The 24,330-nt window shown below is 72.7% G+C and carries 18 protein-coding genes; 6 read left to right on the top strand and 12 right to left on the bottom strand.

Annotation, left to right across the window (positions count from 1 at the left end):
- Positions 1-72: 72 nt before the first annotated feature.
- Positions 73-1,419 (bottom strand): M14 family metallopeptidase, encoded by a 1,347-nt coding sequence (locus ACWCYY_RS38035; protein WP_449798651.1) that lies wholly within the window; start codon positions 1,417-1,419, stop codon positions 73-75.
- 201 nt (positions 1,420-1,620) lie between these two features.
- Between ACWCYY_RS38035 and ACWCYY_RS38030 the strand changes: the two genes are divergently transcribed.
- Both ACWCYY_RS38030 and ACWCYY_RS38025 read left to right on the top strand, forming a co-directional pair.
- Positions 1,621-2,655 (top strand): phosphatidylinositol-specific phospholipase C domain-containing protein, encoded by a 1,035-nt coding sequence (locus ACWCYY_RS38030; protein WP_449798650.1) that lies wholly within the window; start codon positions 1,621-1,623, stop codon positions 2,653-2,655.
- 80 nt (positions 2,656-2,735) lie between these two features.
- Positions 2,736-3,926 (top strand): aminotransferase-like domain-containing protein, encoded by a 1,191-nt coding sequence (locus tag ACWCYY_RS38025; RefSeq protein WP_345281794.1) that lies wholly within the window; start codon positions 2,736-2,738, stop codon positions 3,924-3,926.
- A gap of 77 nt (positions 3,927-4,003) precedes the next feature.
- Here ACWCYY_RS38025 and ACWCYY_RS38020 read toward each other — a convergent pair whose 3' ends face one another.
- Both ACWCYY_RS38020 and ACWCYY_RS38015 read right to left on the bottom strand, forming a co-directional pair.
- Complete coding sequence (locus ACWCYY_RS38020; RefSeq protein WP_449798649.1) at positions 4,004-6,514, bottom strand: collagenase; 2,511 nt, start codon at positions 6,512-6,514, stop codon at positions 4,004-4,006.
- A 281-nt stretch (positions 6,515-6,795) separates the two neighbouring features.
- The gene (locus tag ACWCYY_RS38015) at positions 6,796-7,548 is read right to left on the bottom strand and encodes a metallophosphoesterase (protein ID WP_449798648.1); all 753 of its coding nucleotides are present in this window, start codon (positions 7,546-7,548) and stop codon (positions 6,796-6,798) included.
- A gap of 78 nt (positions 7,549-7,626) precedes the next feature.
- Here ACWCYY_RS38015 and pdxR point away from each other — a divergent pair, with 78 nt between their 5' ends.
- The gene (gene pdxR / locus ACWCYY_RS38010) at positions 7,627-9,039 is read left to right on the top strand and encodes a MocR-like pyridoxine biosynthesis transcription factor PdxR (RefSeq protein ID WP_449798647.1); all 1,413 of its coding nucleotides are present in this window, start codon (positions 7,627-7,629) and stop codon (positions 9,037-9,039) included.
- A gap of 59 nt (positions 9,040-9,098) precedes the next feature.
- Here the strand turns inward: pdxR and ACWCYY_RS38005 are convergent, their stop codons facing one another.
- Genes ACWCYY_RS38005 through ACWCYY_RS37995 form a run of 3 tightly spaced genes read right to left on the bottom strand, consistent with a single transcriptional unit; the run spans position 9,099 to position 14,912 of the window.
- Positions 9,099-9,677: a hypothetical protein gene (locus ACWCYY_RS38005; RefSeq protein ID WP_449798646.1), complete on the bottom strand. Its 579-nt coding sequence runs from the start codon at positions 9,675-9,677 to the stop codon at positions 9,099-9,101.
- Complete coding sequence (locus ACWCYY_RS38000) at positions 9,674-9,997, bottom strand: hypothetical protein (protein WP_345281777.1); 324 nt, start codon at positions 9,995-9,997, stop codon at positions 9,674-9,676. Before ACWCYY_RS38000 ends, ACWCYY_RS38005 begins: the two co-directional genes overlap by 4 nt.
- On the bottom strand, positions 9,990-14,912 hold the full coding sequence (locus tag ACWCYY_RS37995; RefSeq protein ID WP_449798665.1) for an HD domain-containing protein: 4,923 nt from the start codon (positions 14,910-14,912) through the stop codon (positions 9,990-9,992). The genes ACWCYY_RS38000 and ACWCYY_RS37995 overlap by 8 nt, the downstream gene beginning before the upstream one ends.
- Before the next feature lie 169 nt (positions 14,913-15,081).
- On the opposite strand from ACWCYY_RS37995, the gene ACWCYY_RS37990 reads away from it, so the two are divergent.
- Positions 15,082-15,705 carry a hypothetical protein gene (locus ACWCYY_RS37990; RefSeq protein WP_449798645.1) on the top strand — a complete coding sequence of 208 codons (624 nt, stop codon included), beginning with the start codon at positions 15,082-15,084 and terminating at the stop codon, positions 15,703-15,705.
- Between the two features lie 95 nt (positions 15,706-15,800).
- Here the strand turns inward: ACWCYY_RS37990 and ACWCYY_RS37985 are convergent, their stop codons facing one another.
- On the bottom strand, positions 15,801-16,832 hold the full coding sequence (locus tag ACWCYY_RS37985) for an aminoglycoside phosphotransferase family protein (protein WP_449798644.1): 1,032 nt from the start codon (positions 16,830-16,832) through the stop codon (positions 15,801-15,803).
- Between the two features lie 199 nt (positions 16,833-17,031).
- Here ACWCYY_RS37985 and ACWCYY_RS37980 point away from each other — a divergent pair, with 199 nt between their 5' ends.
- Positions 17,032-17,706 carry a scabin-related ADP-ribosyltransferase gene (locus ACWCYY_RS37980; RefSeq protein ID WP_345288740.1) on the top strand — a complete coding sequence of 225 codons (675 nt, stop codon included), beginning with the start codon at positions 17,032-17,034 and terminating at the stop codon, positions 17,704-17,706.
- Between the two features lie 101 nt (positions 17,707-17,807).
- Positions 17,808-18,317 (top strand): GNAT family N-acetyltransferase, encoded by a 510-nt coding sequence (locus ACWCYY_RS37975; protein WP_449798643.1) that lies wholly within the window; start codon positions 17,808-17,810, stop codon positions 18,315-18,317.
- 4 nt (positions 18,318-18,321) lie between these two features.
- Here the strand turns inward: ACWCYY_RS37975 and ACWCYY_RS37970 are convergent, their stop codons facing one another.
- The 5 genes from ACWCYY_RS37970 to efeB all read right to left on the bottom strand — a co-directional run bounded on the left by ACWCYY_RS37970 (position 18,322) and on the right by efeB (position 24,203).
- Complete coding sequence (locus ACWCYY_RS37970) at positions 18,322-19,824, bottom strand: alkaline phosphatase family protein (RefSeq protein WP_449798642.1); 1,503 nt, start codon at positions 19,822-19,824, stop codon at positions 18,322-18,324.
- Positions 19,825-19,998: 174 nt separating this feature from the next.
- On the bottom strand, positions 19,999-20,751 hold the full coding sequence (locus ACWCYY_RS37965) for a GntR family transcriptional regulator (RefSeq protein ID WP_449798641.1): 753 nt from the start codon (positions 20,749-20,751) through the stop codon (positions 19,999-20,001).
- 31 nt (positions 20,752-20,782) lie between these two features.
- Complete coding sequence (locus ACWCYY_RS37960) at positions 20,783-21,946, bottom strand: magnesium and cobalt transport protein CorA (RefSeq protein WP_345288744.1); 1,164 nt, start codon at positions 21,944-21,946, stop codon at positions 20,783-20,785.
- A gap of 86 nt (positions 21,947-22,032) precedes the next feature.
- Positions 22,033-22,863 carry an iron uptake transporter permease EfeU gene (efeU, locus tag ACWCYY_RS37955; RefSeq protein WP_345288746.1) on the bottom strand — a complete coding sequence of 277 codons (831 nt, stop codon included), beginning with the start codon at positions 22,861-22,863 and terminating at the stop codon, positions 22,033-22,035.
- Between the two features lie 44 nt (positions 22,864-22,907).
- Positions 22,908-24,203 (bottom strand): iron uptake transporter deferrochelatase/peroxidase subunit, encoded by a 1,296-nt coding sequence (efeB, locus tag ACWCYY_RS37950; RefSeq protein WP_345288747.1) that lies wholly within the window; start codon positions 24,201-24,203, stop codon positions 22,908-22,910.
- Positions 24,204-24,330: the final 127 nt, after the last annotated feature.

Below are 24,330 nucleotides of genomic sequence, written 5' to 3'. Positions count from 1 at the left end.
CGTTCCTCCTGACGCCCCGCCGGCCGGGACCCGGGCAGGCCCGGCCGGCGGAGCGAACTCACGGTGCGGTCATCAGGACGCGATGCCGCAGTACTGCTGCTGCTTGCCGATCACCCGGTACATGCAGTCCGCCGTCTCCAGCAGCTTGAGCACCGCGTCCCGGTTCCGGCTGGTCTCCCGGCTGATGACCTCGTCGGGCGGGTAGAAGCCGCTGCCACCGCTGCCGGTCGGGTACATCTCGAAGGTGTAGGCGAAGATCCGCTGCGCGCCCCACAGCCAGTCGTCGATGGTCCCGTCGGTGATGTAGAGGTCGCTCGACTGCTCAGGGGTGTAGCCGTTGCTGGCCGCCATGGTCTTGCCGAGGGTGGCGAAGGTGTTGCGCTCGTCGGTGGTCATGCCCGGCGCGGTGTCGTTGTACGTCCACCCGAACGGCCAGAGCACCAGCTCGCTGTAGGTGTGGAAGTCGATGGCGGCGGTGATCTGCTGCTTGCCGCCGACGATCCGGCTGCGCACGAAGTCGGAGACCACCTTCACCTCCTTGGCGGACTCCGGCGCGCTGCCCCGGTAGGTCTCGCTGGAGGTGGAGCTCGAACTGCCGCCGCAGCAGCCCCACTTGTAGTCCCAGTTGCGGTTCTGGTCGGTGCCGACGCTGCTGGAACCGGAGTTGGGCTGCCGGTTCTTGCGCCAGCTGCGGTAGCTCCCGGTGGCGATGTCGTACTCGCCGCCGTCCGGGTTGACGTCCGGCACGATCCAGATCTCGCGGCTGTTCACCACGCCCGCGATCCGGCTGTCGGTGGCGTACTTGTCGCCGAACTCGTGCATCAGGTAGAGCGCCATCTCGACGGTGAGGTGCTCGCGGGCGTGCTGGTGGGCGGTGAACAGCACCTCCGGCTCGGCCTCGTCGGTGGCCACGTTGTCGCTGATCTTGATGGCGAACAGGTCGCGGCCCTCGTAGGACTTGCCGATCACCCGCTTGCTCATGATGGCCGGGTACTTGGCCACCAGGGCGTTGATCTCCGCCGTCGCCTCGGCGTAGTTGTGGTACATCGAGTCCTTGCTCGGGAAGTCGTTGATCGTGATGTCCTTCGCGCCCGGGAGCTGCTGGCTCTCCTGGCCCGGAAGGGCGGTCAACTTCCAACCCATGGTGCGCAGTCGGGCCGCCTCGCCCTTGGTGGCCGACACCACCACCGAGCGGGCGTCCACCTCGTCGATCGACACCCCGGTGGCGGCGATCGCCGAGCGGTCGGCCACCGTGCTCGGGCCGTCGACGGCGTACTGGGTGATGGTCTCGTCCGCGACGGAACTCTCGTTCGGCGCAATGGGTTTGGCGCTGGCGTCGGTGCCGAGCGGCACCGCCAGGGCGAGTGCGAGCAGCGCGGCAGCAGCCACGGCGGGCTTTCCGCGACGGGGCAGTCGCATGACTGTCCTCCTGTGGGGGTCCGGTAGGACGGAATGGAGGGAGGAGCTGCGGCGCGCGCCAGCACGATGGTGAGGCCCTGGCATGCCGGGGTCAAGGCGCCCGTGACGCAGGCTTCCTGCCAACTTCCTTGTCATGTCACCGCGCGTCCACTCCCATGGTCCACCCTGAGCTGCCCTCGCCCCTGCTTCCTGGAGAGACCCTTGACGCTCCGTCGGACCGCCGCCGCCCTGCTCGCCGCCGCCACCCTCGTGCTCCTGCCGCACGCCCCGGCCTCCGCCGCCCCCGCCGGCCCGCTCCCCTTCATCGGCGCCACCACGGTCGGCATCCACAACACCTACGACCCGGCCGCCTTCCCCTACCTGGCCAAGGCCCTGGACACCGGCACCTCCCTGATCGAGCTCGACGCCTGGACCGACACCGTCACCACCGAGTGGAAGGTCAGCCACTCCAACCCCCTCGGCAACGCCAACAACTGCGTCGCCGCCACCTCCGCCGCCCAGCTCTACACCGGCTCCGGCAACAAGAACCTCGAACACTGCCTCGACGACATCCGCCTCTGGCTCGGCGCCCACCCCACCTCCGGCCCCCTGGTCGTCAAGCTCGAACTCAAGGGCGGCTTCGCCGCCAACCGCGGCATGGGCCCCGACCAGCTCGACGCCCTGATCGCCGCCCACCTCGGCCCCGCCGTCTTCCGCCCCGCCGACCTCCTGGGCACCCACCCCACCCTGGACGCCGCCGCCCGCGCCGGCGCCTGGCCCTCCCGCACCGCCCTCGCCGGCCGCGTCCTGCTGCACGTCATCCCGGGCACCGTCGAGGAGCAGAACCCCTTCGACACCCTGCACACCGACGTCGAGTACGCCCGCCACCTCCGCGACCTGGCCGCCGCCGGCCGCCTCTCCCAGGCCCAGGTCTTCCCCGCCGTCCACGGCGCCGCCGGCGGCGACCCCCGCACCAAGTACGCCGACACCACCATCCGCCCCTGGTTCGCCGTCTTCGACGGCGACGCCGCCGACTACCTCACCAACGGCGCCGACCTCTCCTGGTACGACCGCAACCACTACCTCCTGGTGATGACCGACGCCCACAGCGTCGCCCCCGCCATCTCCGCCACCACCCCCACCCCCGACCAGGCCCGCGCCCGCATCACCCAACTCGCCGCCGCCCACGCCTCGATCGCCACCAGCGACTGGCGCACCCTCCCCGACGTCCAGTCCCTGGTCCTCCCCCGGGGCTGACGCCCCGGCAGGTGGAGGTCCGATTCTCAAGCCGTGGAAAGGGGCTCGAACCGGACCGGGTCACCTCGTACGCTCGGGGGATGACCAGAGCCGAGCTGCCGTCGTTCGCCAGCCGGGCCGCCTCCGTGGCGCCCTCCGCCGTGCGGGAGATCCTCGCCCTGACCGCCCGTCCGGAGGTGGTGTCGTTCGCGGGCGGGCTGCCGGCCCCCGAGCTGTTCGACGTCGCCGGGCTGCGGGCGGCCTTCGACCGGGTGCTGGCGGAGACGCCGGACCAGGCATTGCAGTACTCCACCACTGAGGGCGATCCGGCGCTGCGGGCCGCGATAGCCGAGCGGCTGACGGAGCGTGGGCTGGCGACCGGGGCGGAGGACCTGGTGGTGACCACCGGGTCGCAGCAGGGGCTGACGCTGCTGATCACCGCGCTGCTGGAGCCGGGGGACGTGGTGCTGGTCGAGGATCCGTGCTACCTCGCCGCGCTCCAGGCCTTCGCCTTCGCGGGGGCCCGCGTCGTGCCGGTGCCGACCGACGAACAGGGGCTGGTCCCGGAGGCGCTGGAGGAGGTGGTGGCGGCCGAGCGGCCCAAGCTGCTCTACCTGGTGCCCAACTTCCAGAATCCGACCGGCCGTACGCTCCCCGCCGAGCGCCGCCGCCGAGTGGCCGAGCTGGCCGGGCGGTACGGCTTCTGGATCGCCGAGGACGACCCGTACGGCGAGCTGCGCTTCGACGGCGAGCCGCAGCCGTGGATCGTCGGACTGCCCGGGGCCGAGGACCGCACCGTGCTGCTGGGCTCCTTCTCCAAGGTGCTCGCGCCGGGCCTGCGGCTCGGGTACCTGCGCGCGCCGGCCGCGCTGCGCCGGGCCTGCACGGTGGTCAAGCAGTCGGCCGACCTGCACACCTCCACCATCGACCAGGCCGCCGCCGCCCGGTACCTGCGCGACGCCGACCTGGACGCGCACCTCGCGAAGATCACCGCGGCCTACCGGGAGCGGCGCGACGCGCTGCTCGCCGGGCTGCCCAAGGCCCTTCCTCCGGGCAGCAGGTGGAACCGGCCCGAGGGCGGCATGTTCCTCTGGGTCACCCTGCCCGAGGGCTACGACGCCACCGAGCTGCTCGCCACCGCCGTCCGGCACGACGTGGCCTACGTCCCCGGTGCCCCGTTCCACGCCGTCGACCCGGACCCGCGCACCCTGCGGATGTCCTTCACCACCCACTCCCCCGAGGAGATCGAGGAGGGCCTGCGCCGTCTGGCCGCCGCTATCGCCGAGCACTGAGGAAGCGAGCCGGAAGCCCCGCCCACCGGGTCACGGTGGGCGGGGCCGTTCGGTTCAGCGGGAGGTCAACCGGCCGCTCAGAACTCGGTCTTGACGGTGACGCCCTCGAAGCTCTTGGCCGCGAAGAGGCTGATGTAGACGTAGCCGGCCGGCGGCTTCTTGATGGTGAGGGTCTCCGCGTTGCCGGTCTTCACCGAGCGGGCGGTCCAGTCGGAGGTGGTGGCCCAGCCGTTGGGGTTGTAGTAGAGGTCGGCCTCGCCGGTGCCGCCGGAGACGGTGATCTTCAGCGAGTTGACCTTGGCCGGGAGGAAGACGAAGAAGGCGCTGTGGTTCCCCGCGGTGGCGGAGACGTTCGAGCGCTGGCAGTTCTTGCCCAACTCGTCCGTCCGGGCCGAGGTGCACTCGCCCTTGGGCGGCGCCACCACGGCGACCGGCTTGCTGGTGCTGGCGGTGGCGCCCTTGTCGTCGGTGACGGTGAGCTTCACGGTGTAGGTGCCGGCCGCGGTGTAGACCTTGGTCGGGTTGGCCGTGGTGGTGGAGGTGCCGTCGCCGAAGTCCCAGGCGCGGGAGGCGATGGTGCCGTCCGGGTCGACGGAGACGTCGGTGAAGTTGACCGACAGGCCGGTGGCCAGGGCGGTGAAGCCGGCCGAGGGAGCCTGGTTGACCGGGGCGGTGGTGCCGCAGTCGCCGGCCGCGCACTTCGCCAGCCAGGCGGCGAAGTCGGCGTCGTAGCGGGTGCCGATGGTCGAGGTCAGCAGGGTGCGGGCACCGGCCCAGTCACCGGTGCGGTACTCGGCCAGCAGCGCGGTCACGTCCTGCGGGTGGGACTGGAGCAGGTAGCGCACCGCCAGGTAGCCCCACTGGTAGACCTTGGTGGAGTCGGAGTTGTCGTAGGTGGTGTCGAACAGCGTGCTGAGCTTGTACGTGTTCTTGCCGGCCTCGGTGACCGCCCGGTCGTACGTGACGCCCCGGTAGGAGTAGGAGACGTACTCGGCGAAGCCCTCGACCCACATCACGGTCGGCGTGGTCTGCCCGGCCCTGAAGTCGCCGTACATGTCGAAGCGGCCGTCGAGGTAGTGGGTGTACTCGTGGTTCAGGTTCCAGATCTGGAAGTCCGGCCGGAGCCACTCCGCCTCGTAGGCGACGAAGCGCGGCTGGTTGCCGGCCACCTCGGGCTTGCCCTCCAGGTACATGCCGCCGTTGTCGGTGGAGATGTCGAAGATCTTCCCGGCGTAACTCTTGTAGTCGGCGCTGGAGTTGAAGACCACGACCTCGATCGAGGTGTTGTTGTCGTCCGCCACCGGGCCCTTGTCCTGGACGACCTTGTGGAAGTAGGCGTCCTGGCTGGTCAGGCTGGTGCAGGCCGCGGCCAGGTTGGCCTCGGTCATCTCCTGGGCGACGATCCGGATGCTCGGGCTGCAGGTGTACTTGACCGTCAGGACGGCGGCCTTGAGCTTGGCGGCCAGGTCGCAGACCTCGTAGAAGGCACAGTTGGCCTGGTCGTAGGAGTCGGCCATCTCGGCCAGCGCGATCCAGAGCGAGCCGGTGCGGCCGGTGATGCTGCTGCGGCCGAGCAGCTCCTTGACCAGCGGGCGGATCGTCGGCTTCAGCGCGTCGTGGCGCAGGAAGCGGCCGAGCTCGCGGCCGGCGTTGGCCGCCAGGTACCACTGGTCGGTGCCGAGCAGGTCGTCGTGGGCGACGGCGAAGTCGCGCAGCACGGTGAACAGCGCCGGGTCGGCCTGCGCGGCGGGCAGGAAGTCGTCCATCTGGTGGCCGCGGAACAGCACGTTGTAGGCGTTGTTGGTCGCGGCGACCATGTACCACGAACTGTTGTAGGAGTTCGTGTAGTTGGTCAGCAGGCGCTTCACCACGTAGAGGTAGCGGGCGTTGCGCTGGGAGCTGTCGATCAGGGTGACGGTCTCGGCCAGGATGTTGCCGTTGGCGTCATTGGCGTCGGCCGAGCGCGGGGCCGCGAAGAAGGCGTCGAGTGCGCCCTCGATGGAGCTCTTCAGGGCCGGGCCGTAGTCGCCGACGGCGGTGTCGTACCACTGGACGAAGTAGCCGGCCCGCAGGAAGAGCACCAGCTGGAGGGTGGACATGCTGTTGTCGCCGGGGTAGTTGGCGACGTTGGCACGCAGCGCGTCGGCGATGGTGACCATCTGCGCCTCGCGGAACGCGGCCCGGGCGTCCGCACCCTTCAGGGTGAAGAGGGTGTTCACGCAGCCGGGCTCGGCCGACTTGACCTGCTGGACCAGCGCGGCGCCGGTCTTGGAGGTGAAGTCGGAGACGGTGCAGGCGGCAGCGGCGGCCGCGGCGGCGCCGGCCGAGAGCTTGGAGCGGATCTGCTCGCTCTTCGCGGGGGTCTCGACGGTCTGGAACGGGGCGCGCTGCGCCGCGTCGACGGCGCCGTGGCCGTCCTCGGCGCGGGCGTCCCGGGCGATGGAGGAGATCGCGGGCTGCGGGGCGGCACCGGCGCGGGGCGCAGGGACGGGCTGCGGACCCTTGGTGTCGCGGGCCGCGGCCCTGGTGGTGGGGGTGAGCAGGGCAAGACCCAGACAACAGATCAACGCGGCTACGAGGAGCCGCACGAGGTCCTTCGTCGTGGGGGAACTACGCATGGAGTGGCCTCCGGGCCGGTCTGCGAGCCGTGATTCGGGGCACGGCGTCTGAGGGTGCGGACCGTGAAGGGCGACGGGAGTGGTGCTGTCGTTCCGGTGTCGCCTGACGTGAACACGGTGGGGAGTGTGCCATGTACCATGGCACACATCACATGGCTCCGGAAGGGGTGGGTGAAGGTTTCCTGAGAACCTGACGCCCCCTCAACTGCCTTCTCCCTTGCACCGCTCGGCTGGTTCGTGCCCCGCCCGTCTCAGCAGCTGCGCACGTGCGTGGCGAAGCGCCCCTCCCCGTCCAGGACGTGGAACGCCGCCGCCGGCGGCAGCTCGTGGTGGACGTGCGCCTCCGGGGCCGGCCGACCCTCCCAGGGCAGCCGCGCCGTCGACACCACGCCCGGCGCGACCACCAGCGGGCGGCCGGCGAAGGTGGTGACGGTCGACAGGTGCGCGTGCCCGCAGAGGAAGGCCGCCACGTGCGGATGGCGGTCCGCCACCGCTGCCAGCCGCTCGGCGCCGAACTGCCGCAGCCCGTCCAGGTACGGGATGCCCAGCCGCACCGGCGGGTGGTGGAAGGCGACGAGGACCGGCACCCGCACCGAACCCAGCGCGCCGTCCAGCCACTCCAGCGTCCCCTCGTCCAGCAGCCCGTCGTCCCGGCCGGGCCGGGTCGAGTCGCAGAGCGCGACGGCGAACTCCTCTGCGACGTGCAGCCGGTTCAGGGGCGCACCGTCCGCCCCCGCTGGCCCCTCCCCCAGCAGGACGGAACGGAAGGCCGCACGCTCGTCGTGGTTGCCCGGCAGGACCAGCAGCGGGTGACGGGTGCTCAGCAGCTCCCGGGCCTCCCGGTACTCGGCCGGGCTGCCGTGGTCCGCGACGTCACCGCTGACCAGCACCGCGTCCAGGTCGTACGGCAGCGCGTCGAGGTAGGCCATCACCGCGCGGGTGCGGTCGGCGGCGCGCGGCGAGCCGTCCAGGTGGGTGTCGCTGAGGTGGGCGATGACGGTCACGGGGCTCTCCAAGGCGGTTCACGAGGGGGACGCACCTCACGCTAAGCAGTGTCCGGACCAGGGGTAAGGTCCAGTTCCATGGCGGAGGACTGGTCCAGTACGTCGGCGAACCACGCGCCCCGCGCGCTCGATCTGCACCTGGACGTCGGCGCCCTCGGTCCGGGCCGGCGGCAGGCCGGGCTGGAGGACGCCCTGCGGGCCGCCGTCCGCGAGGGCCGCCTCGGCCCCGGCTCGGCCCTGCCCTCCACCCGGGCGCTGTCCCGCGAACTCGGCCTGGCCCGCGGCACCGTCACCGCCGCCTACGACCAGCTGGTGGCCGAGGGCCTGCTGCTCACCCGGCCCGGTGCGGCCACCACCGTCGCCGAACTCCCGCCCACCGCTTCCGCGTTCGCGACCACCGCCCGCCCGGCCCCACCCGTCCTCCATGACCTGAGGCCCGGCACGCCCGACGGCAGCGCCTTCCCCGCCCGGGCCTGGCTGGCCGCCACCCGGCGGGTGCTGGCCAGGGCCCGCCCCGAGGACTTCGGCCCCGGCGACCCGCAGGGCCGGTACGAGCTGCGCGCCGCGCTCGCCGCCCAACTAGGGCGCACCAGGGGTGTGTTGACGACGCCCGGGCAGGTGGTGATCACCTCGGGGTTCTACCAGTCGATCGGCCTGCTGGCCGAGGTCCTGCGGGCCTCCGGAGCCACCGAGCTGGCGGCCGAGGACCCGGGCCACCGCACCTACCGCGAGGTGGTGGCCCGCGCGGGGCTGCGGGTGCTGCCCGTCCCGGTGGACGGCGACGGCGCCCGGGTGGAGACCCTGACGGCATCGGCGGTCCTGCTCACCCCCTCGCACCAGTACCCGACCGGTGTGCCGCTGCACCCCGACCGCCGCCGGGCGCTGGCGAGTTGGGCCCGCCGCACGGACGGCCTGGTGATCGAGGACGACTACGACGGCGAGTTCCGCCACGACCGCCGCCCGGTCGGCGCCTTCCAGGCGCTGGCCCCCGACCGCACGGCCTACTGCGGCAGCGCCTCCAAGACCCTCGGCCCCGCCCTGCGCCTGGGCTGGCTCGCCCTGCCCCCGCACCTGGTGCGCCCCGTGGTCGAGGCCAAGGAGCGGGCCGACCTCTACACCGAGACCCTCGGCCAGCTCGTGCTGGCCGAGCTGATCGACACCCACGCCTACGACCGGCACGTCCGCGCCGCCCGGCTCCGCTACCGCCGGCGCCGCCTCCTGCTGCACCGGCTCCTGGACCGCCACCCGGACTTCACCCCGCACGGGGTTCCCGCCGGACTGCACACCCTGGCCACCACCGACCGCGAGGAGGCCGCCCTGCTGGCCCGCTGCGCCGAACTCGGCATCGCCCTGCGCGGGTTGACGGAGCTCCACCACGACCCGGCCGCCGCCCCGGGCCGCCCCGGCGGCCTGCTGATCGGCTTCGCCGCCACCTCCGACCACGGGTTCGAGCTCGCACTCCACGCCCTGGACGAGGCGCTCGCCAGCTGACCGACCTGCCCTGCCGGACCGGTCCGCCCCGCCCACGAGCGGTACCGGCTACCCGCGCCTCACTGCTGGGCGCACTTCCCCACGGCCGTCACGGTCCCGGGGGCCAGCCGCTTCTCCTCGCCGTTCACCTTGAGCACGATCCCGTCCGGCCCGGCCGAGACCAGATCGCCGCACACCTCACCGACCCGCACCGGGTGCGCGGGCGCGGGCGGCGCCCCGAACCAGGCCACCGCCACGGCCGCCGTGACGGCCACCAGACCGCCGACGCAGCACCAGGTCGCCCTGCGCAGACCCTTGGTGACCCGTCCGATCTCCCGGTCCGTCCAGGCCCGCAGCCGTGGGCCGTTGCGCAGGATGGTCTCCCCCGGGCTGCCGTGCGCGGCCCGGACGGCGAGCAGCGTCCCGGAGACCAGCAGCACGAAGGCGGTGGCGACCGCGATGCCCGCCAGGTTGCGCAGCCCGTCCGGGAGTTCGGCCAGCCCGTCCCTCCCCTTGAGGACCGTCAGCACGGCCACCAGGGCGGCCAGGCCCGACAGCCCGTTGCGCCAGCCCTCGGCCTGCTTGCGCAGCTCCGGCAGCTGGGTGAACTCCAACTCCCGTGCCAGCGCCTCCCATCGGCGGTCCGCCTGCTCGCTCACGGCGCCACCCCGATCTGCCAGCTCGCGCCGCAGCCGGTGAACGGGGCGTTCGGCGCCATCCCCGGATGGGGATAGCCGCACTCGCAGTAGTGCACCTCGGGCAGGGGCTCGGCGGGCACCGCCCGGTTCCGCCGGAAGATCGCCTTCGTCCCGGTGCCCGCCAGCCCGTGGGCCCAGTTGGTCTCCGTCCGCCCCTGGCACCGAGGGCACGGGCCCACCACCCGGACGCCCTTGCCGTCCTCCGTGCGCGTGTAGTCCGCCTGCGGTGCGTCGGGCAGCCGCTGCTCCACGTACGGCTCCTCGAACCTGTGCTCAGCCATCCTGCTTCCGTTCTCCCAAGTCCAGCCCGAACATTCCCCGGTAGAGCTCCAGCCGGTCCCAGACCCACTCCTCGCCCTCGCCGATCTCCCCCGCCACGAACGCCACGTCCTCGCGGCTCACCCGCCCCGTGACGGCCGGGAGCAGCCCGTCCAGGTACACGGAGAGGATCGCGAAGTCCTGCCAGAGCGGCAGCACGTCGGGCCGCTCCGGCACCTGCGGCGCCGGGCCGAGCGCGAGGTAGGGCTCGATCCGCCGCCACACCTCGGCGACCGACTCGCCGAGCCGGCCGGCGATGCTCACCAGGTCCAACGGCACCAGCGGAGTGCCGGAATCGCTGACCCGGTAGTCGTCCTTCAGCGCTGCGCGGGTGGGTGCGTCGCACGAGGCGGAGTGCAACGCGGCGATCTGCTCGGACGTCAGCTCCGGTACCAGCGCGCCGAAATCGCGGACCCTCGCCAACTCCCGGTACGCGTCCCCGGGGTCGCGTCTGCCCTCCAGCCCGGCGAACTCGGCCAGCAGCTCGCCGGTCAGCTGCTTCCACTTCGGCGGGTCGGCGGGGCGACCCGCCCGCAGGGCGAGCGGATCGGACTCGCCGCCCTCCAGCAGCGCCCTGCTGTGCTGCGGGCCGGGCCGGAAGCCGGCGAGGCCCGGTGGAAGCTCCGGGCAGGGGAGCCCGAACCGGTCCGCCATCGTCCGGGCCAGCGCCCAGACCTCCTCCAGCGGCTCGCCCAGACGCCGCGCAGCGGCGAACAGGCCCGCTTCGGTCATGCGCTCGGCCGGACTGATGCTGTCCTCACCCTCGGAGCTGCCGTTCGCCAGCACGACCTTGGCTTGGAGGCGCAGCTCCCGCCACTCCCGGATCAGCTCGCTCCCGGGCGGCAGCGGGACACCCAGCCGGCTCAGCTCCTCCACCGCCTCGAGGACCTCGTCGGGGTGTGCGAACAGGCTTGCCCGCACCATCGCCCCGAGCCCGGTCTCCCTCTGCTCCCGATCGGAACACATCGCGGCCGTGACCCGGGAGGGAATCAGCTCGTCCAGCGACTCCCCTCGCCCGGGCCCCGGAGCACGGGCCAGGCCCAACTCCCCCGCCAGCTCGGCGACGAGCTCGGCCGCCCGCCGCACGGTGATCTCCAGCTCGTGCGCCAGGGCCACCTCCGCCAGGGGCAGCAACTGCCAGCCGTCCTCCCGGCGGACCGTCAGTTTCGTGAGCGCCGAGCGCACTTCGGCGGGGAGTACCGACCAGGCCGTGACCGCCGACCGGTCCGGGCACGTCCACCCGAGCCAGCCGTATGCCTCCAGGGTGTCCAGAACGGTCTCCACGTCACCGTCCGGAGCCACTTCCAACACGTCCCAGTACGTCGTGACCCGACCGGTGCCGACGTACAGCACGTCGATCTCCGCCGCCGTGGTCACGTGGTCCCGGTGGTGGTCCGGGACGGTGGGAAGCTCCAGGCCGTGCAGCGGCGCGAGCCGGTGCAGGCGGTCGACCAACTCACCCAGCGGTCGACGGAGCAGCATGGACGCCCAGAGCAGGCCGTCCAGCTCGGAGAGCCACATGCGTGTGTAGAAGCGACTGTCCGTCTGCTGTGCCGGCAGCGCCCAGTCGAGCGCGTCGATCAGGGGCAGGTCACCGTCGGACAGGGCGAACCGCGCCAACTCCGGTACCAGGCGTGGAGCGGCCAGCTCCGGGTGGCAGATCCGCAGAGCGCGTCCCTCGCGCTGGAAGTCGCCCAGGCTCAGACCCCGGTCGGATGCCTCCCGCAGGACCGCCTTCCAACCGTCGGCCAGGACCTCGGCCCTGGCGAAGTCCCCGGGTGCGGCGACGGGGTAGCCCGTGAGGAGGCGCGGCGGCACCTGCCCCTCCAAGGTCCGGGCCGCCCACCGGGCAGCCGTGCGCCAGTCGATGAGCGCGGAGGACACGGAGCTGGAGAGTCTGTGCAGGTCCGCGGCATAGGGGTCTCGGTCGAGATGGCACCAGCCGGCCTCGCCCAAACGGACGTAGCGGCCCTCCTCCTCCCGCTCCACGGCCACCGGCACGGCCAGGCCCCGGTCCTTCAGCCTCGGCCAGAGAGCCCGGGCCAGCGGGAGTTCACGGAGCTCCAGGTGCCAGAACCACTCCATGCTGATCCGGGGCCAGGCGATCAGCGCGTCGAGCCCCGCCAGGCACGTGACCGTCTCCCACTCCCGGTCGTACTCCTGCAGCGTCTTGCGGTCCACGCTCAGCCGCCCGGCCCGCGGCCCGGTCAGGTTCAGCACGTACCCGGTCGGCCGCCGGTCGGAGACGATCCCGTCGCAGAGCACGGCCCCGCTCCCCCGCACCCACCAGAGCGTCCTGTCCACCGCCGGCTGGGCGTCCCCGTCGGCGTTCCACGGGCCCGGGCGCAGGACGTCCGCCACCCACTCCTCCGCCAGGTGCCCGTCCCTCGCCTCCATCGCGAACTCGCTGACCGCCACGTGGCGGTCCAGCGTCGTCACGCAGGACAGCTCGGCCAGGTCCGCGTCCTGGCGCAGGTAGAGCCGGACCCGGGTGCCGCCCTCCGGGAGGTCGTCCTCCGTGGGGTCGGTCTGCTGCTGGATCCGGAAGAGACTGCCGCTGCTGGGGATCTCCACCCGCAGCGCGTGCGGGGCCACCACGCCGTCCGGGAAGACCTCGCGGGTGACAACGGTCATCTCCTCGGCCAGCATGAAGTAGCTCAACACCCCGATCCCGAAACGCGAGTTGGGGTAGAGGCGCAGCTCCGGGTCGTGCCGCAGCCAGGCCGCCTGCTCCCGCCGGAACGACCGCGACTGCTCGAACCGCCGCCCCGCCCGCGTGAACGTCGACTTCAGCTGCTCCCGGCCCATCCCCACACCGTTGTCCCGGCACTCCACGTACCGCCGCCCAGCCGCGTCCACCCCCTGCGTGAAGGAGATCCGCCCCGTCCACGGCACCGGCACCGGCCCCTTGGCGCGCAGGTACCGCCAGCGCATCGCGCGGTAGCGGCAGGCGTCCATCGCGTTCTGGTAGAGCTCACGGATCGCCAACTCCGGCTCCCCGTACAGCTGCCGACCCATCAACAGCTCCCGCACCTCCGACTGCGCCAACTGGAAGCGCAACAACGGGACCTCGTACCGGGCCCGCCCGTCCCGGGAGCCCGCCTCCAGATGGTTGTCGGTCACGCGCTGCGGAACGGCCGCCAGCAGGTCCGCCTCCCGGGCCGGCAGCCGTTCGCGCCCCCGGCCGATGCCCTCCGCGATGCGGTCGGCCCGCTCGACGACCTCGGCCATCGCGGCGTGCACGGCCTGGTGCGGACTCACCAGGTACAGGTGGAGAAGCCCCTGGGCGTCGCGTTCCCACTCCGCCTCCCGGACCACCCGCAGCAGGAGGTCGGGCGTCACCGGGTCGGAGACCGCCAGGTGGTCGGCGACCACCGAAGGCAGCGCCCGCGCGTCGGCGGCCAGGGCGGCCGCCAACCGGAGCAGGGCGGCCAACGGACGGATCCGCAACGACTGCGCGGCCAGGCCGAACGGGCGGATCCGGACCTCCTCCCGCCCCGCCTCCGACTCGGCGGGCAGGTCGAGCCCGATCTGGCCCGCCAACTCCCTTAGTGCCGCGGTGAGTTCGACCGATCGCGATCCGCCGACCAGCTCCGCGAACTCCCCGGCCGCCTGCGCCGGTACGGCGACCGCGTCCGTCTCGAACCGCTCGTTGACCCACCGGTGGGCCAGCCAGAGCGCCAAGGCCTCGGCGTCCCCGGGGCGATTGCCCTCCTGGCAGCGTTCCAGCCGCCGGGCCAGGTGGCGGTAGTGGTCGTGCACCTGCTCCAGGTGACGTCTCAACTGTCCGCCGCCCGGGCGGCGTTCGGCGCTCAGCGGCTCGATCTCGGCCAGCTGCAACCAGCGGTCGGCTCGCGCCTGCTCGTGCAGGAAGGGCGCGGCGGCGAGTACGGCGACCTCGACCGGCAGGCAGCTGCCCCGACCCCGCGGCAACAGCTGCGGCAGGACCCGCAGCAGCCGCAGCGGGAAGTCCTCGTCGGCCCACGGGTCCGGAAGCCGGGACCGCGCACGGTGCACCGACCGCGCGCAGTCCCGCACCAGCTCCACCAGGGCCTGCCGCAGCCGGCCGACGACCTCCTCCTGACCAGGCGCCACCACCTCCCAGAGGGCGGGTGCCGTGACCGCCGCCTCCCACTCCTTCAGCAGCTGCCGTCCGCCGCAGATCTCCGTCCCCCTGGCCGCCTCCTCCTGATCGGCGCCGTAGCGGATCCAGGCGTCCTGCCGGTGCCCCGCCATCGCCGCCGAACGGACCGTCCTGGCCCGGGCCGCCTCGAACACCTCCTGGACCGTCCTCGGAGCGGAGAGCGGACCGAGCGCCTCGGCGAGGCCGCGGGTGAAGAAGCTCCCCTCCTCCGAGTAACCGCTGCGCTGGCCCGGGGAACAGCCGACCACGACGGCGTAGCGGCCGACGGGCTGGCCCCGGGTGACGGCGGTGCCGAACCCCTCGTCCGCCCCGTTCAGCGAGTCGCGGCAGGCGTCCATCAGCCAGAGCACCAGGCCCGCCCGGCAGTCCGTCAGGTAGTCGCTGACGTCGGCCGGGAGCAGCGACTCCAGGTGCGAGCGGCGCCACGGCCCCTCCACCGGGGCACGGGCGTCGGCCGGAACGAGGTAGTCGGTGCGGCCGTGGCGGACGCCGTGGCCGGAGAAGTACAGCAGGAAGGTGCCGCCCTCGGGGACGGCGGAGGCAGCCTCCTCGATCGCGGTGGCGATGCCCGAGCGCCCGGCATCCCGCCCGGTGACGGTCTCGACGAGGTACCCGGACTCCTCCAGCGCCGTACGCATCGCGGCCAGGTCGGCGGCGACCGGCTCCGCGAGCGACCCGAACTCCCGCTCCGCGGCGGGGGTCTCCCCCACGCCGATCAACAACGCGTGCCGCACCTCAGCCAAACCCCACCCCTTGATCGCTCCCCCGGCGGACGAGCCTATCGGCCCTGGAGCGGGGGACGTGCCGCACGGTGCGGAACGGGGAGGAGTGGGAAGCATCCGAACGGCGTGCCACCCGACACCCCGTCAGAACGGCCCGCCCCGGACCCGGGAGACCACAGTCATGCGCCTGCGCCACGCCTCCGTCCTGCTGCTCGCCGCGGCCCTGCTCACCGCCTGCACCTCCACCTCCGCCGCACCGGACGCCGCGACCTCGCAGCCGGCTGCCCCGCCCTCCCCGCCCGCCTCGCCCTCGCCCTCGCCCTCGCCCACCGTCGTCACGACCCCCAGTGCCGCCTTACAGGACGTCGCCGCCGCGCTCGGCGACCAGGGACGGGGCGGACCGTTCACCGATGTGTTCGGCAGCCTCGTCCTGAACGGGCCCGGCAACACCGTGACCCTCTACTCCACGGACGAACGGCGGGCGAGCGCACTGATCACCGCCGCGAAGGTCGCCCAGCCGGAGATCGACACCACCCTGGTCCGCGTCGTCAAATGCCCCTACTCGCGGAAGCAGATCGACGCCGTCATGGACCGGATCATGGACCGCTCCCAGGCCGGGGCACTCCCCTTCACCGTCCAGGAGGCCTCGATGGAGTACGACGCCTCCGGCATCAAGGTCGGCGTCGAACCGGCCGGAGTGGACTCCCCCGAGCTACGACAGGCCCTCACCCACCTGACCGACGGCATCCCGGTGACGGTCTCCCCGGCCCGCCCGGGCTCCGACCTCCTCGGCGGGCACCCGTAGTCCGCCACCAGCGCTCATGCGTGAGCCTCCCGTGCGGTGGACGCGTCCGTCTCGGGCCGTCCTTCGGGTTCGGCGGGCCCCGCCCGTGCTTCGGGCTACGGGCGTTCGGCCGGGACCGGGGGGAGGGTGGGCCAGCGGGTCAGGAGGGCGCTGCGGAGGTCGGCGCAGAGAGTGGCCAGGGTGGTCAGGTCGGGGCGGGTCGAGGCCAACTGGTGGACCACCCCGAGGCGGTGGGTGAGGCGGCGGCGGGCGGTGGTGGTGCCCCAGGTCCAGTCGTGGGCGGGGAGGCGGGCGAGGTGGTCCGTGGTGCCGCGTTCGGCGCGGGGGACGAGGGCGTCGCCGCGGAGGAGCCAGCCGGTGCAGGCGTCGGTGAGGTCGGTGTCGGCGAGGGGGACGCCGGTCGCGGTGTGCCAGGCGGTGCGGTAGGCGCTCTCCGCGCGGGAGAGCAGCGGGTCGGGGGCGGAGGTGACGCACCAGCAGGTGGGGAACCCGATGCGCAGGTATGCGAGTTCGACCAGTCCGCTGCCGAGGGAGGCCTGTTCGAAGTCGATGAAGCGGACCCCGTCGGGGGCGTGCAGGTCGTTGCCGGGGCAGGGGTCGCCGTGGAGCAGGGCGTGGCCGGGGGCGTGGCCCAGCCGGTCGACGAGCTCGCCGAGGGTGGTGGCCAGGCCGGCCGGGGCGGGGACGCCGAGGGTGGCGGCCAGGGCGAGGAAGGAGTCGACGTCGGCCCGGGAGGGGCCCTGCCAGCGGGGCAGTGCGTCAGCATCCTGCGGGCCGGCGGTCGCGTGCATCCGGGCGAGGGCCTCGGCGTAGGCCACGATCCAGTCCCGGGACGGTCGTTGGTGGTCCAGGTGCTCCAGGACGAGCACCCGGGCGGCGGGGTCGGCGCCCAGGACGGCCGGCACCACCGGGGCGGAGGCACGGGCGGCGATCCGCAGCCCTGCCAGCTCGCGGGTGTAGCGCTCCTCGGCGTCGGCCCCCTCCACCGCCTGCTTCACCACCGCCGGGCGCCCGTCCAGCTCGACCCTCCAGACGCGCGAACGCGGGCTGCTGACCAGGCGGCGGGCGCGCTTCGGCGAGCCGAGTTCGGCGCGCAGCTCATCCCCGAACGGCACTCGTGACCACATCCGGCCATCCTCGCACGTGGCCGAACGAACGTCCGTGATTATCCGATCGCCTTGTGGGACAACGGACTTGTCACACTGATCGGCCTTCCGTCGCCGGGTAGCCCACAGGGGTGAGGGCGGACCGTTTCGGCAGCCCCGGTGATCATCCGGCGCTGTAGAAAGGGCCCGTCCCCCGTTGATCACCTGATGGGCTCTCACCATGCTCAAGGCCGCTCTGCGCCTCGCCGCCGCCACCTCCCTCGCCCTCGCCTCGCTGGCCGTCACCACCCCGGCGGAGGCCGCCGGCCCCGACACCGGCCCGTGCGGCCCCGTCGGGCCCGTCCACCTCTCCGACTGGTGGCGCACCACGACCTCGACCTCCTCCACCCTCGTCCCGGACGTCCTGCACGCCTCCGTGGCGGAGAACTGGCAGTGGCGCGAGGACACCAACACCCTCTGGCGCGGCGACACCCGGGAGACCGTGGAGCAGATCTTCGAGGACGGCTTCACCCCGCGCGGCGACTACCTCGCCCCGCTGGACGAGTACATCGTCAAGGGCGGCGGCCAGAACACCGCGCACCTGAGCACCAGTTGCGAGAAGTGGGTGGCCCAGCGGTTCGCCACCTACGGCGCCGCCAAGACCGGCTGGGTCTACGAGATCGAGGCCCCGGGCGGCATCGACGTGAACGCCACCGCCGCCGTCAACGGCTACCAGTCGCCCTACCTCTGGAACAAGGAGATCGACTTCCCCGGCGGCATCACCGGGGAGCACATCAAGGGCGCCTGCAAGTTCCGCCTCCTCTGGACCGACCCCGAGACCCGGGTCAACACCTACGACAACCTCGGCTGCAAGACCAACGACCACTTCGACCCGGCAGCCGCCGTCTCCCACTGACGCGCTCCTACCGAGGCCTGGGTGAACTCCCGACCGGACTAGGGACGTTCACCCAGGAAACGGGGAGGCGACGGGCGGAGTGCCGGCGTAGCGTCCTCGGTATGTCCGAGATCCGGCTCCAGCTGCTCCGTCCCGACCACGCGTCCGCGGTCCTCGCCTTCGAGCGGGCGAACCGGGCGTACTTCGCCGCCTCCGTCCCCGACCGCGGGGACGAGTACTTCGCCGCCTTCGGCGAACGCCACCGCGCACTGCTGGCCGAACAGGCGGCCAGGGTCTGCTACTTCCACGTGCTGCTGGAGGAGGCCACCGGCGCGGTGCTGGGCCGGTTCAACCTGGTGGACGTGGCCGACGGCGAGGCGGAGCTCGGGTACCGCGTCGCGGAGGGGGCGGCCGGCCGCGGGCTGGCCACCGCCGGCGTGCGCGCGCTCTGCGAACTCGCCGCCCGGGACTACGGCCTGACCGCCCTGCGGGCCGGCACCACGGTCGGCAACGCCGCCTCCCGGGCCGTGCTGGCCCGCACGGGGTTCAGCGTCACCGGGGAGACGACGCTCAGCGGTGGCCTCCCGGCCCTGACGTTCCGTCGGAGCCTGGGCCGGGAGGCCACCGCCTGACGGATCAGGCGCCGTAGACCCGGACGTTGTCCAGGACCCAGTACCAGTTGTTGCTGCCGGTGTAGCGGAAGCGCAGGCGCAGGTCGGTGGCGCCGGCGGGGACGGTCAGGGTCAGGGTCTGACGGCCGTTCACCAGGGCGCTGTAGGAGGCGATCTGGACGGGGGTGCCGCCGCTCCAGGAGGCCAGCACCTTGGCGGCCTGGGAGCCCTCCTGCTGGTAGTAGCAGGTGTACTCGACCTTGACGGTGGTCAGGCCGGAGACCGGGTAGGCCGGGCTGACCAGGGTGGTGTCGTAGTTGCCGGAGAAGGACTTGTCGGCCCACTCGTCGGAGTCGGCGACCGCGAAGACGTTGCGGGAGCGGACGTTGAGCTCGCGGTACTGGTCGCGCTGGGTCTTGGTCCAGAACTCGTCGGTGGTGAAGGACCAGCCGCGCCACTCGGTGACGCCGCCGGTGCCCATCGCCGAGTTGTCCACCGCCCAGCCGCTCGGCGGGGTGTGGGTGAAGCCGAGCACGCCGGCCGCGATGCCGGTCTCGTCCACCCGGCCGGTGAGCTGGGGGCGCAGCGAGTCGAAGGCGTCGGGGGTGAGGCTGGCGATCGGGGCGCCGTCCAGGCCCCAGGCCGGGTCGATGGCGATGCCGAGGTGGGCCAGGGCGGTGGGGGCGATGTCCACCATCCGCACGTCGTAGCGGACCGAACCGGCTGCCAGGCCACCGCCGTTGGCGATGACGAAGGTCTGCCGCTCCTCCCAGGTGGAGCCGCCGTGGCCGCCGGTCGGGGTGTGGCCGTGGTCGGCGGTGACCATGATCAGCCAGTTCTCCTGGGCGTAGGTGGCGCGGGCCCGGACGGCGGCGACGATCTGGCCGACCTGGGCGTCCACGCCCTTGATGGCGTCCAGGTAGGCCTGGCTGGCGGAGCCGCTGGCGTGGCCGGCGTGGTCCACGTTGTCGAGCTGGACGAAGACCGCGTCCGGGTTGGCGTCCCTCAGCTGGGCGACCGCGCGGGAGGTGGTGCCGGTGTCGTACTCGGCGCTCGGGGTGGCGATCCGGGTGTCGACCTTGGAGGAGTAGATGGTGTTGGGGATCGAGGCCCAGGAGGCCACCACGTAGGTGGAGAGGCCCGGGCGGGCGTTCTCGGCGCGGGTCAGCCAGTCCGGGTAGGCCGCGAAGTTGGGCGCGGTGAAGTTGTTGTTGACCACGTTGTGCTTGTCCGGCCAGACGCCGGTGGCGATGGTCGACCAGCCGGGGCCGGAGGAGGTCTCGGCCATCGGGTTGGCGTAGAGGCTGCTCGCGGAGGTCATGCCGCCCGCCATCAGGGCGTCCAGGTTCGGGGCGTCGGCGTCCTTGATCCGGTTGAGCATGGTGCCGTCCAGGCCGATGACCAGCACCTTGGGGGTGAGGGCGGTGGCGGCGAGCGCGGTCCGGGCGAGCGGGCCGGCGGTGAGGGCGGCGGCAGCGGTGCCGGCGGCGCCGAACAGCACGCTGCGGCGGGGGAGTCCTGCGGTCACGGCGTTCTCCTGGGGAAGCGTCGGGAGCGGGGCGGGGCGCCGACCAATGTCCGGCCGGCCGGTGGCGCGGTCTCCCCCAATCGCCGTACCACGCATGAACACCGCCCGAACTTCGGTCCAGACCCGTTACCTTCTCGTGACCGTACGGGCCCGCACGCGCTGCCCTTCGGACCGTCAGGCGACGGGCCCCAGCTGGGTGGTGAAGCTGAAGCGGTCGCCGCGGTAGAGGGAGCGGACGCGCTCCAGCGGGACGCCCTCGGTGTCCTGGGTGAGGCGGTGCAGCAGGAGCATGGGCAGCGCGGGCGGGGTGCCGATCAGCAGGGCCTCGCGCGGGGTGGCCAGGACGGTCTCGATCCGCTCCTGGGCGCCGCCGAAGCCGATGCCGAGCTTCTCGGTGAGGAAGGCGTAGAGCGAGGAGGACGGGTCGAACTCCTCCTCCAGCGAGGGCAGCCGGGCCACCGAGAGATAGGTGCTCTCCAGGCCGACCCGCTCCCCGTCGGCCAGCAGCACGCGCTCCAGGTGCCAGACCGGCGCCCCTTCCGCCAGCCCCAGCTGCTGCGCCAACTGCCGCTCGGCGCCGAGTCGTTCGAGTCCGATCAGGGTGCGGCCCGGCACCCTCCCCTGGCGCCGCACGCCCTCGGTGTAGCTGGCCAGCGACAGCGGCTGCTCCAGCTTCGGCCCGGCCGCCACCGTCTGCCGCCCCCGGCGCCGCACCCGCCCCTGGATCAGCAGGTCCCGCAGCGCCTGCCGCAGCGTCTCCCGGGACACCTCGTACCGCGCCGCCAGCTCCCGCTCGGTGGGCAGCGCCCCGCCCTCCCCCAGCCGGTCGAGCAGGGCCTCCAACTCGGCCTTGACGGCGTAGTACTTGGGCACCCGTCCGTGCTCGGGCACTCCGGAACGGTTCGGCAGGTCGGCGGCGTTCTCCACCCCGCCATCCTCTCAGCCCGGGCGGACCGGCTCAGAGCCAGTCCCGGCGCTTGAAGACCAGGTAGAGGCCGGTGCAGACCAGGGCCATCAGGGCGATGGCGAAGGGGTAGCCGTAGACCCACTCCAGTTCGGGCATGTGGGAGAAGTTCATCCCGTAGACGGTGCCGATCAGGGTCGGGGCGAACAGGATGGCGGCCCAGGAGGAGATCTTCTTGATCTCGTTGTTCTGGGCGTGGCCGGCCTCGGCGAGCTGCTTCATCTCCTCGTTCTGGGCCTGGGAGACCAGGGTGGCGTTCAGGACCAGGACGTTCTGGAGCAACTGGCGGAAGTTGTCGACCCGTTCGGCGGCGGTGGTGGCGTGGTCGGCCACGTCGCGCAGGTAGCGCTGGAGCTCCTCGTCGGTGCCGTACTTGCCGAAGCCGGCCTCCAGGCTGCCCATGATGTCCAGCAGCGGCCGGGTCGAGCGCTGGAACTCGATCACCTCGCGGGAGAGTTCGTAGATCCGGCGGGAGACGCCCGGGTCGCCGCCGAACACCTCGGTCTCGATCTCGTCGATGTCGTGCTGGAGGCCGGCGATCACCGGGGCGTAGCCGTCCACCACCGCGTCGAGCACGGCGTAGAGCACCGCCTCGGGGCCGAGCGCCAGCAGCTCCGGGTCGGCCTCCAGGCGGCGGCGCACCACCGAGAGGTCCGGCGCCTGCGAGTGGCGCACCGTCAGGACGAACTGCGGGCCGACGAAGAGGTGGATCTCGCCGAAGTCGACCTGCTCGGTCTCGTCCAGGTAGCGGGCGGCCCGCAGCACCACGAAGAGGGTGTCGCCGTACCGCTCCAGCTTGGGGCGCTGGTGGGCGACGATGGCGTCCTCGACCGCCAGGTCGTGCAGGCCGAAGCGTTCGGCGGCCTCCAGGACCTGGGCCTCGGCCGGGCGGTAGAGGCCGATCCAGGCCATGGTGCCCGGCTCCCCGGGCACCTGGCGGTAGACCTCGGGCAGGGTGTCGGCGCCGGCGATCCGGCGGCCGTCCCGGTAGACGGCGGCGTCCACCACGGAGCGCTCCAGGGAGACCCGGGGCTCCTCCCGGCCGCGTTCGGAGCGGGGGTCCATCGAATGCTCCGGTGCCCGCTCGGCCGACCGGCCGTCAGTGCGGGAGAAGGGCCGCAGACCGGCTCGGGCCGCGCGGGAACGCCAGTCGGACATGGGAAGGACCTCCGCCGACCAGTCTGGGACGCGACGACCCGCCGCGCACGGTGGCGCGGCGGGTCGGGGTGACGCGGAGGGGTGAATCAGGCGGCGGGCGCCGGGGCCGGCTTGACCGGCGTGTTCTGCTGACGGGTGAACAGCACGACCGTCGGCGCCAGGTAGAGCAGCCAGACGGCGACCTGGAGCACCGTCGGGTCGGGCTGGAAGTTGAACACGCCCTTGAGCAGGGTCCCGTACCAGCTGTCCTTGGGGATGACCGAGGAGATGTCGAAGGCGAGGGTGTGCAGACCGGGCAGCCAGCCGGCCTCCTGGAGGTCGTGCACGCCGTAGGCGAGCACGCCGGCCGCGACGACGATCAGCATCCCGCCGGTCCAGGTGAAGAACCTGGCCAGGTTGATCTTCAGGGCGCCCCGGTAGAACAGCCAGCCGAGCACCACGGCGGTGAGCAGGCCGAGCGCGGCGCCGACCAACGGACGGATGCCGTCGCTGGTCGCCTCGACGGCGGCCCAGATGAACAGGGCCGTCTCCAGGCCCTCCCGGCCGACCGCCAGGAAGGCGGTGAGCACCAGCGCGCCGGTGCCCATCGCGACGGCGGCGTCCAGCTTGCCGTGCAGCTCCGTCTTGAGGTGACGGGCCGTCCGGCGCATCCAGAACACCATCCAGGTGACCAGGCCGACGGCGATGATCGACAGCGTGCCGCCGAGCGCCTCGGCGGCCTCGAAGGTCAGCTGCGAGGAGCCGTAGGTGAGCAGGGCGCCGAAGGCCATGCTCAGGCCCACCGCGACGCCCACCCCGGTCCAGACCGGAGTGAGCGCCTGGCGGCGCTCGGTCTTGACCAGGTAGGCGATCAGGATGCAGACCACCAGGCTGGCTTCCAGACCCTCGCGCAGGCCGATCAGGTAGTTGCCGAACACGCGCGTGTCCTCCGTTTCAATGCTGGTGACGGGTGGTCAGGGGGTCAGCCGAGGAGCGACTGGCCCCACCACTCGCCGGGCTTGCGGACGCCGGGCGGGCAGGCGAAGTGCGCCGAACCGACGTGCTGGATGTACTCGTTGAGCGCGTCGTTGGCGGCCAGCCGGCGCTGGACGGTGACGAAGCCCTTGCGGGTGTCGCGCTGGTAGGCCAGGAAGAACAGGCCCGCCTCCAGGCGGCCGAGGCCGTCGGTGCCGTCGGTGAAGGAGAAGCCGCGGCGCAGCAGCTGGGCCCCGCCGTTGCTCTCCGGGTGGGCCAGGCGCACGTGCGAGTCCTTGGGCATGGCCGCGAGGTCGGGCGCGTCGTGCTCCTTGGACTTCCCGAACGGGGCGCCCTCGCGCTTGGTCCGCCCGAAGATGTCCTCCTGCTCCTTGAGCGGGGTGCGGTCCCAGGTCTCGATGTGCATCCGGATCCGACGGGCCACCAGGTAGGAGCCGCCGGTCATCCACTCCGGGCCGTCGCCGGGCGCGGACCAGACGTGCTCGGCGAGGGTCTTGTCGTCGGTGCCCGCGATGTTGCGGGTGCCGTCCTTGAAGCCCATCAGGTTGCGCGGGGTCTGCGCGTCCGGGGTGGTGGAGGAGGTCTTGCCGAAGCCGAGCTGGGACCAGCGGACGTTGACCACGCCCATGCCGATCCGGGCCAGGTTGCGGATCGCGTGCACCGCGACCTGCGGGTCGTCGGCGCAGGCCTGCACGCAGATGTCGCCGCCGCTGCGGGCCGGGTCCAGCGCGTCGCCGGGGAACTTGGGCAGGTCGATCAGGCCCTCGGGCCGCTTGGCCTTGAGGCCGAAGCGGTCCACCCCGTCCTTCTCGAACAGGGTCGGGCCGAAGCCGATGGTGAGGGTCAGCCGGGACGGCGGCAGGCCGAGCGCCTCGCCGGTGTCGTCCGGCGGAGCCTCCGCCAGACCGGTGGCGCCGGTGCCGACCTCGCGGCCGCCGGTCATCACGGCGGCCGCCTTGGTCCACTCCTTCAGCACCCGCACCAGCGCGTCGCGGCTGGTGGTGGAGACGTCGAAGGCCGCGAAGTGCAGCCGGTCCTGGACCGGGGTGGCGATGCCGGCCTGGTGCTCCCCGTAGAACGGGACCTCGGGGACGGCCTTGAGCGCGGCCTCGGCCTGCTCCGACGAGTCCCGGGTGGCCGCGGCCACGGTGCCGACCGCGGCGGCGCCGAGCGCCACCCCGGCACCGGCCCAGCCGATCACGGCTCGGCGGCTGACGCCGGCGGGGGCGTCCGCCTCGGTGGTCGTCGCGACGGCCGCGGCCGTCTCCTGCTGCTCGGTCATGACTGCCCCTCGGGCTCTCGGACTCTCGGACTTCAGTTGACGACGGTCGCGGCGGCGAGCTTGGAGAGCGGCTCGGCCAGGGCGTTGACGGCGTCCGAGAAGGCCTTGCGCTCGGTGTCGCCGACCT

This window comes from Kitasatospora sp. NPDC001664, assembly GCF_053596675.1.
The sequence above is the reverse complement of the archived record's forward strand: the minus strand, read 5'-3'. Positions and strand labels throughout refer to the sequence as shown.

Bases quoted from the DNA above. Each gene is read 5' to 3' on its own strand.
- ACWCYY_RS38035 (WP_449798651.1), bottom strand. From the start codon at position 1,419: ATGCGACTGCCCCGTCGCGGAAAGCCCGCCGTGGCTGCTGCCGCGCTG.
- ACWCYY_RS37990 (WP_449798645.1), top strand. From the start codon at position 15,082: ATGCGCCTGCGCCACGCCTCCGTCCTGCTGCTCGCCGCGGCCCTGCTC.
- ACWCYY_RS37985 (WP_449798644.1), bottom strand. From the start codon at position 16,832: ATGTGGTCACGAGTGCCGTTCGGGGATGAGCTGCGCGCCGAACTCGGC.
- ACWCYY_RS37975 (WP_449798643.1), top strand. From the start codon at position 17,808: ATGTCCGAGATCCGGCTCCAGCTGCTCCGTCCCGACCACGCGTCCGCG.
- pdxR (WP_449798647.1), top strand. From the start codon at position 7,627: ATGGCGGAGGACTGGTCCAGTACGTCGGCGAACCACGCGCCCCGCGCG.
- ACWCYY_RS37980 (WP_345288740.1), top strand. From the start codon at position 17,032: ATGCTCAAGGCCGCTCTGCGCCTCGCCGCCGCCACCTCCCTCGCCCTC.
- ACWCYY_RS38000 (WP_345281777.1), bottom strand. From the start codon at position 9,997: ATGGCTGAGCACAGGTTCGAGGAGCCGTACGTGGAGCAGCGGCTGCCC.
- ACWCYY_RS37960 (WP_345288744.1), bottom strand. From the start codon at position 21,946: ATGTCCGACTGGCGTTCCCGCGCGGCCCGAGCCGGTCTGCGGCCCTTC.
- efeB (WP_345288747.1), bottom strand. From the start codon at position 24,203: ATGACCGAGCAGCAGGAGACGGCCGCGGCCGTCGCGACGACCACCGAG.
- ACWCYY_RS38025 (WP_345281794.1), top strand. From the start codon at position 2,736: ATGACCAGAGCCGAGCTGCCGTCGTTCGCCAGCCGGGCCGCCTCCGTG.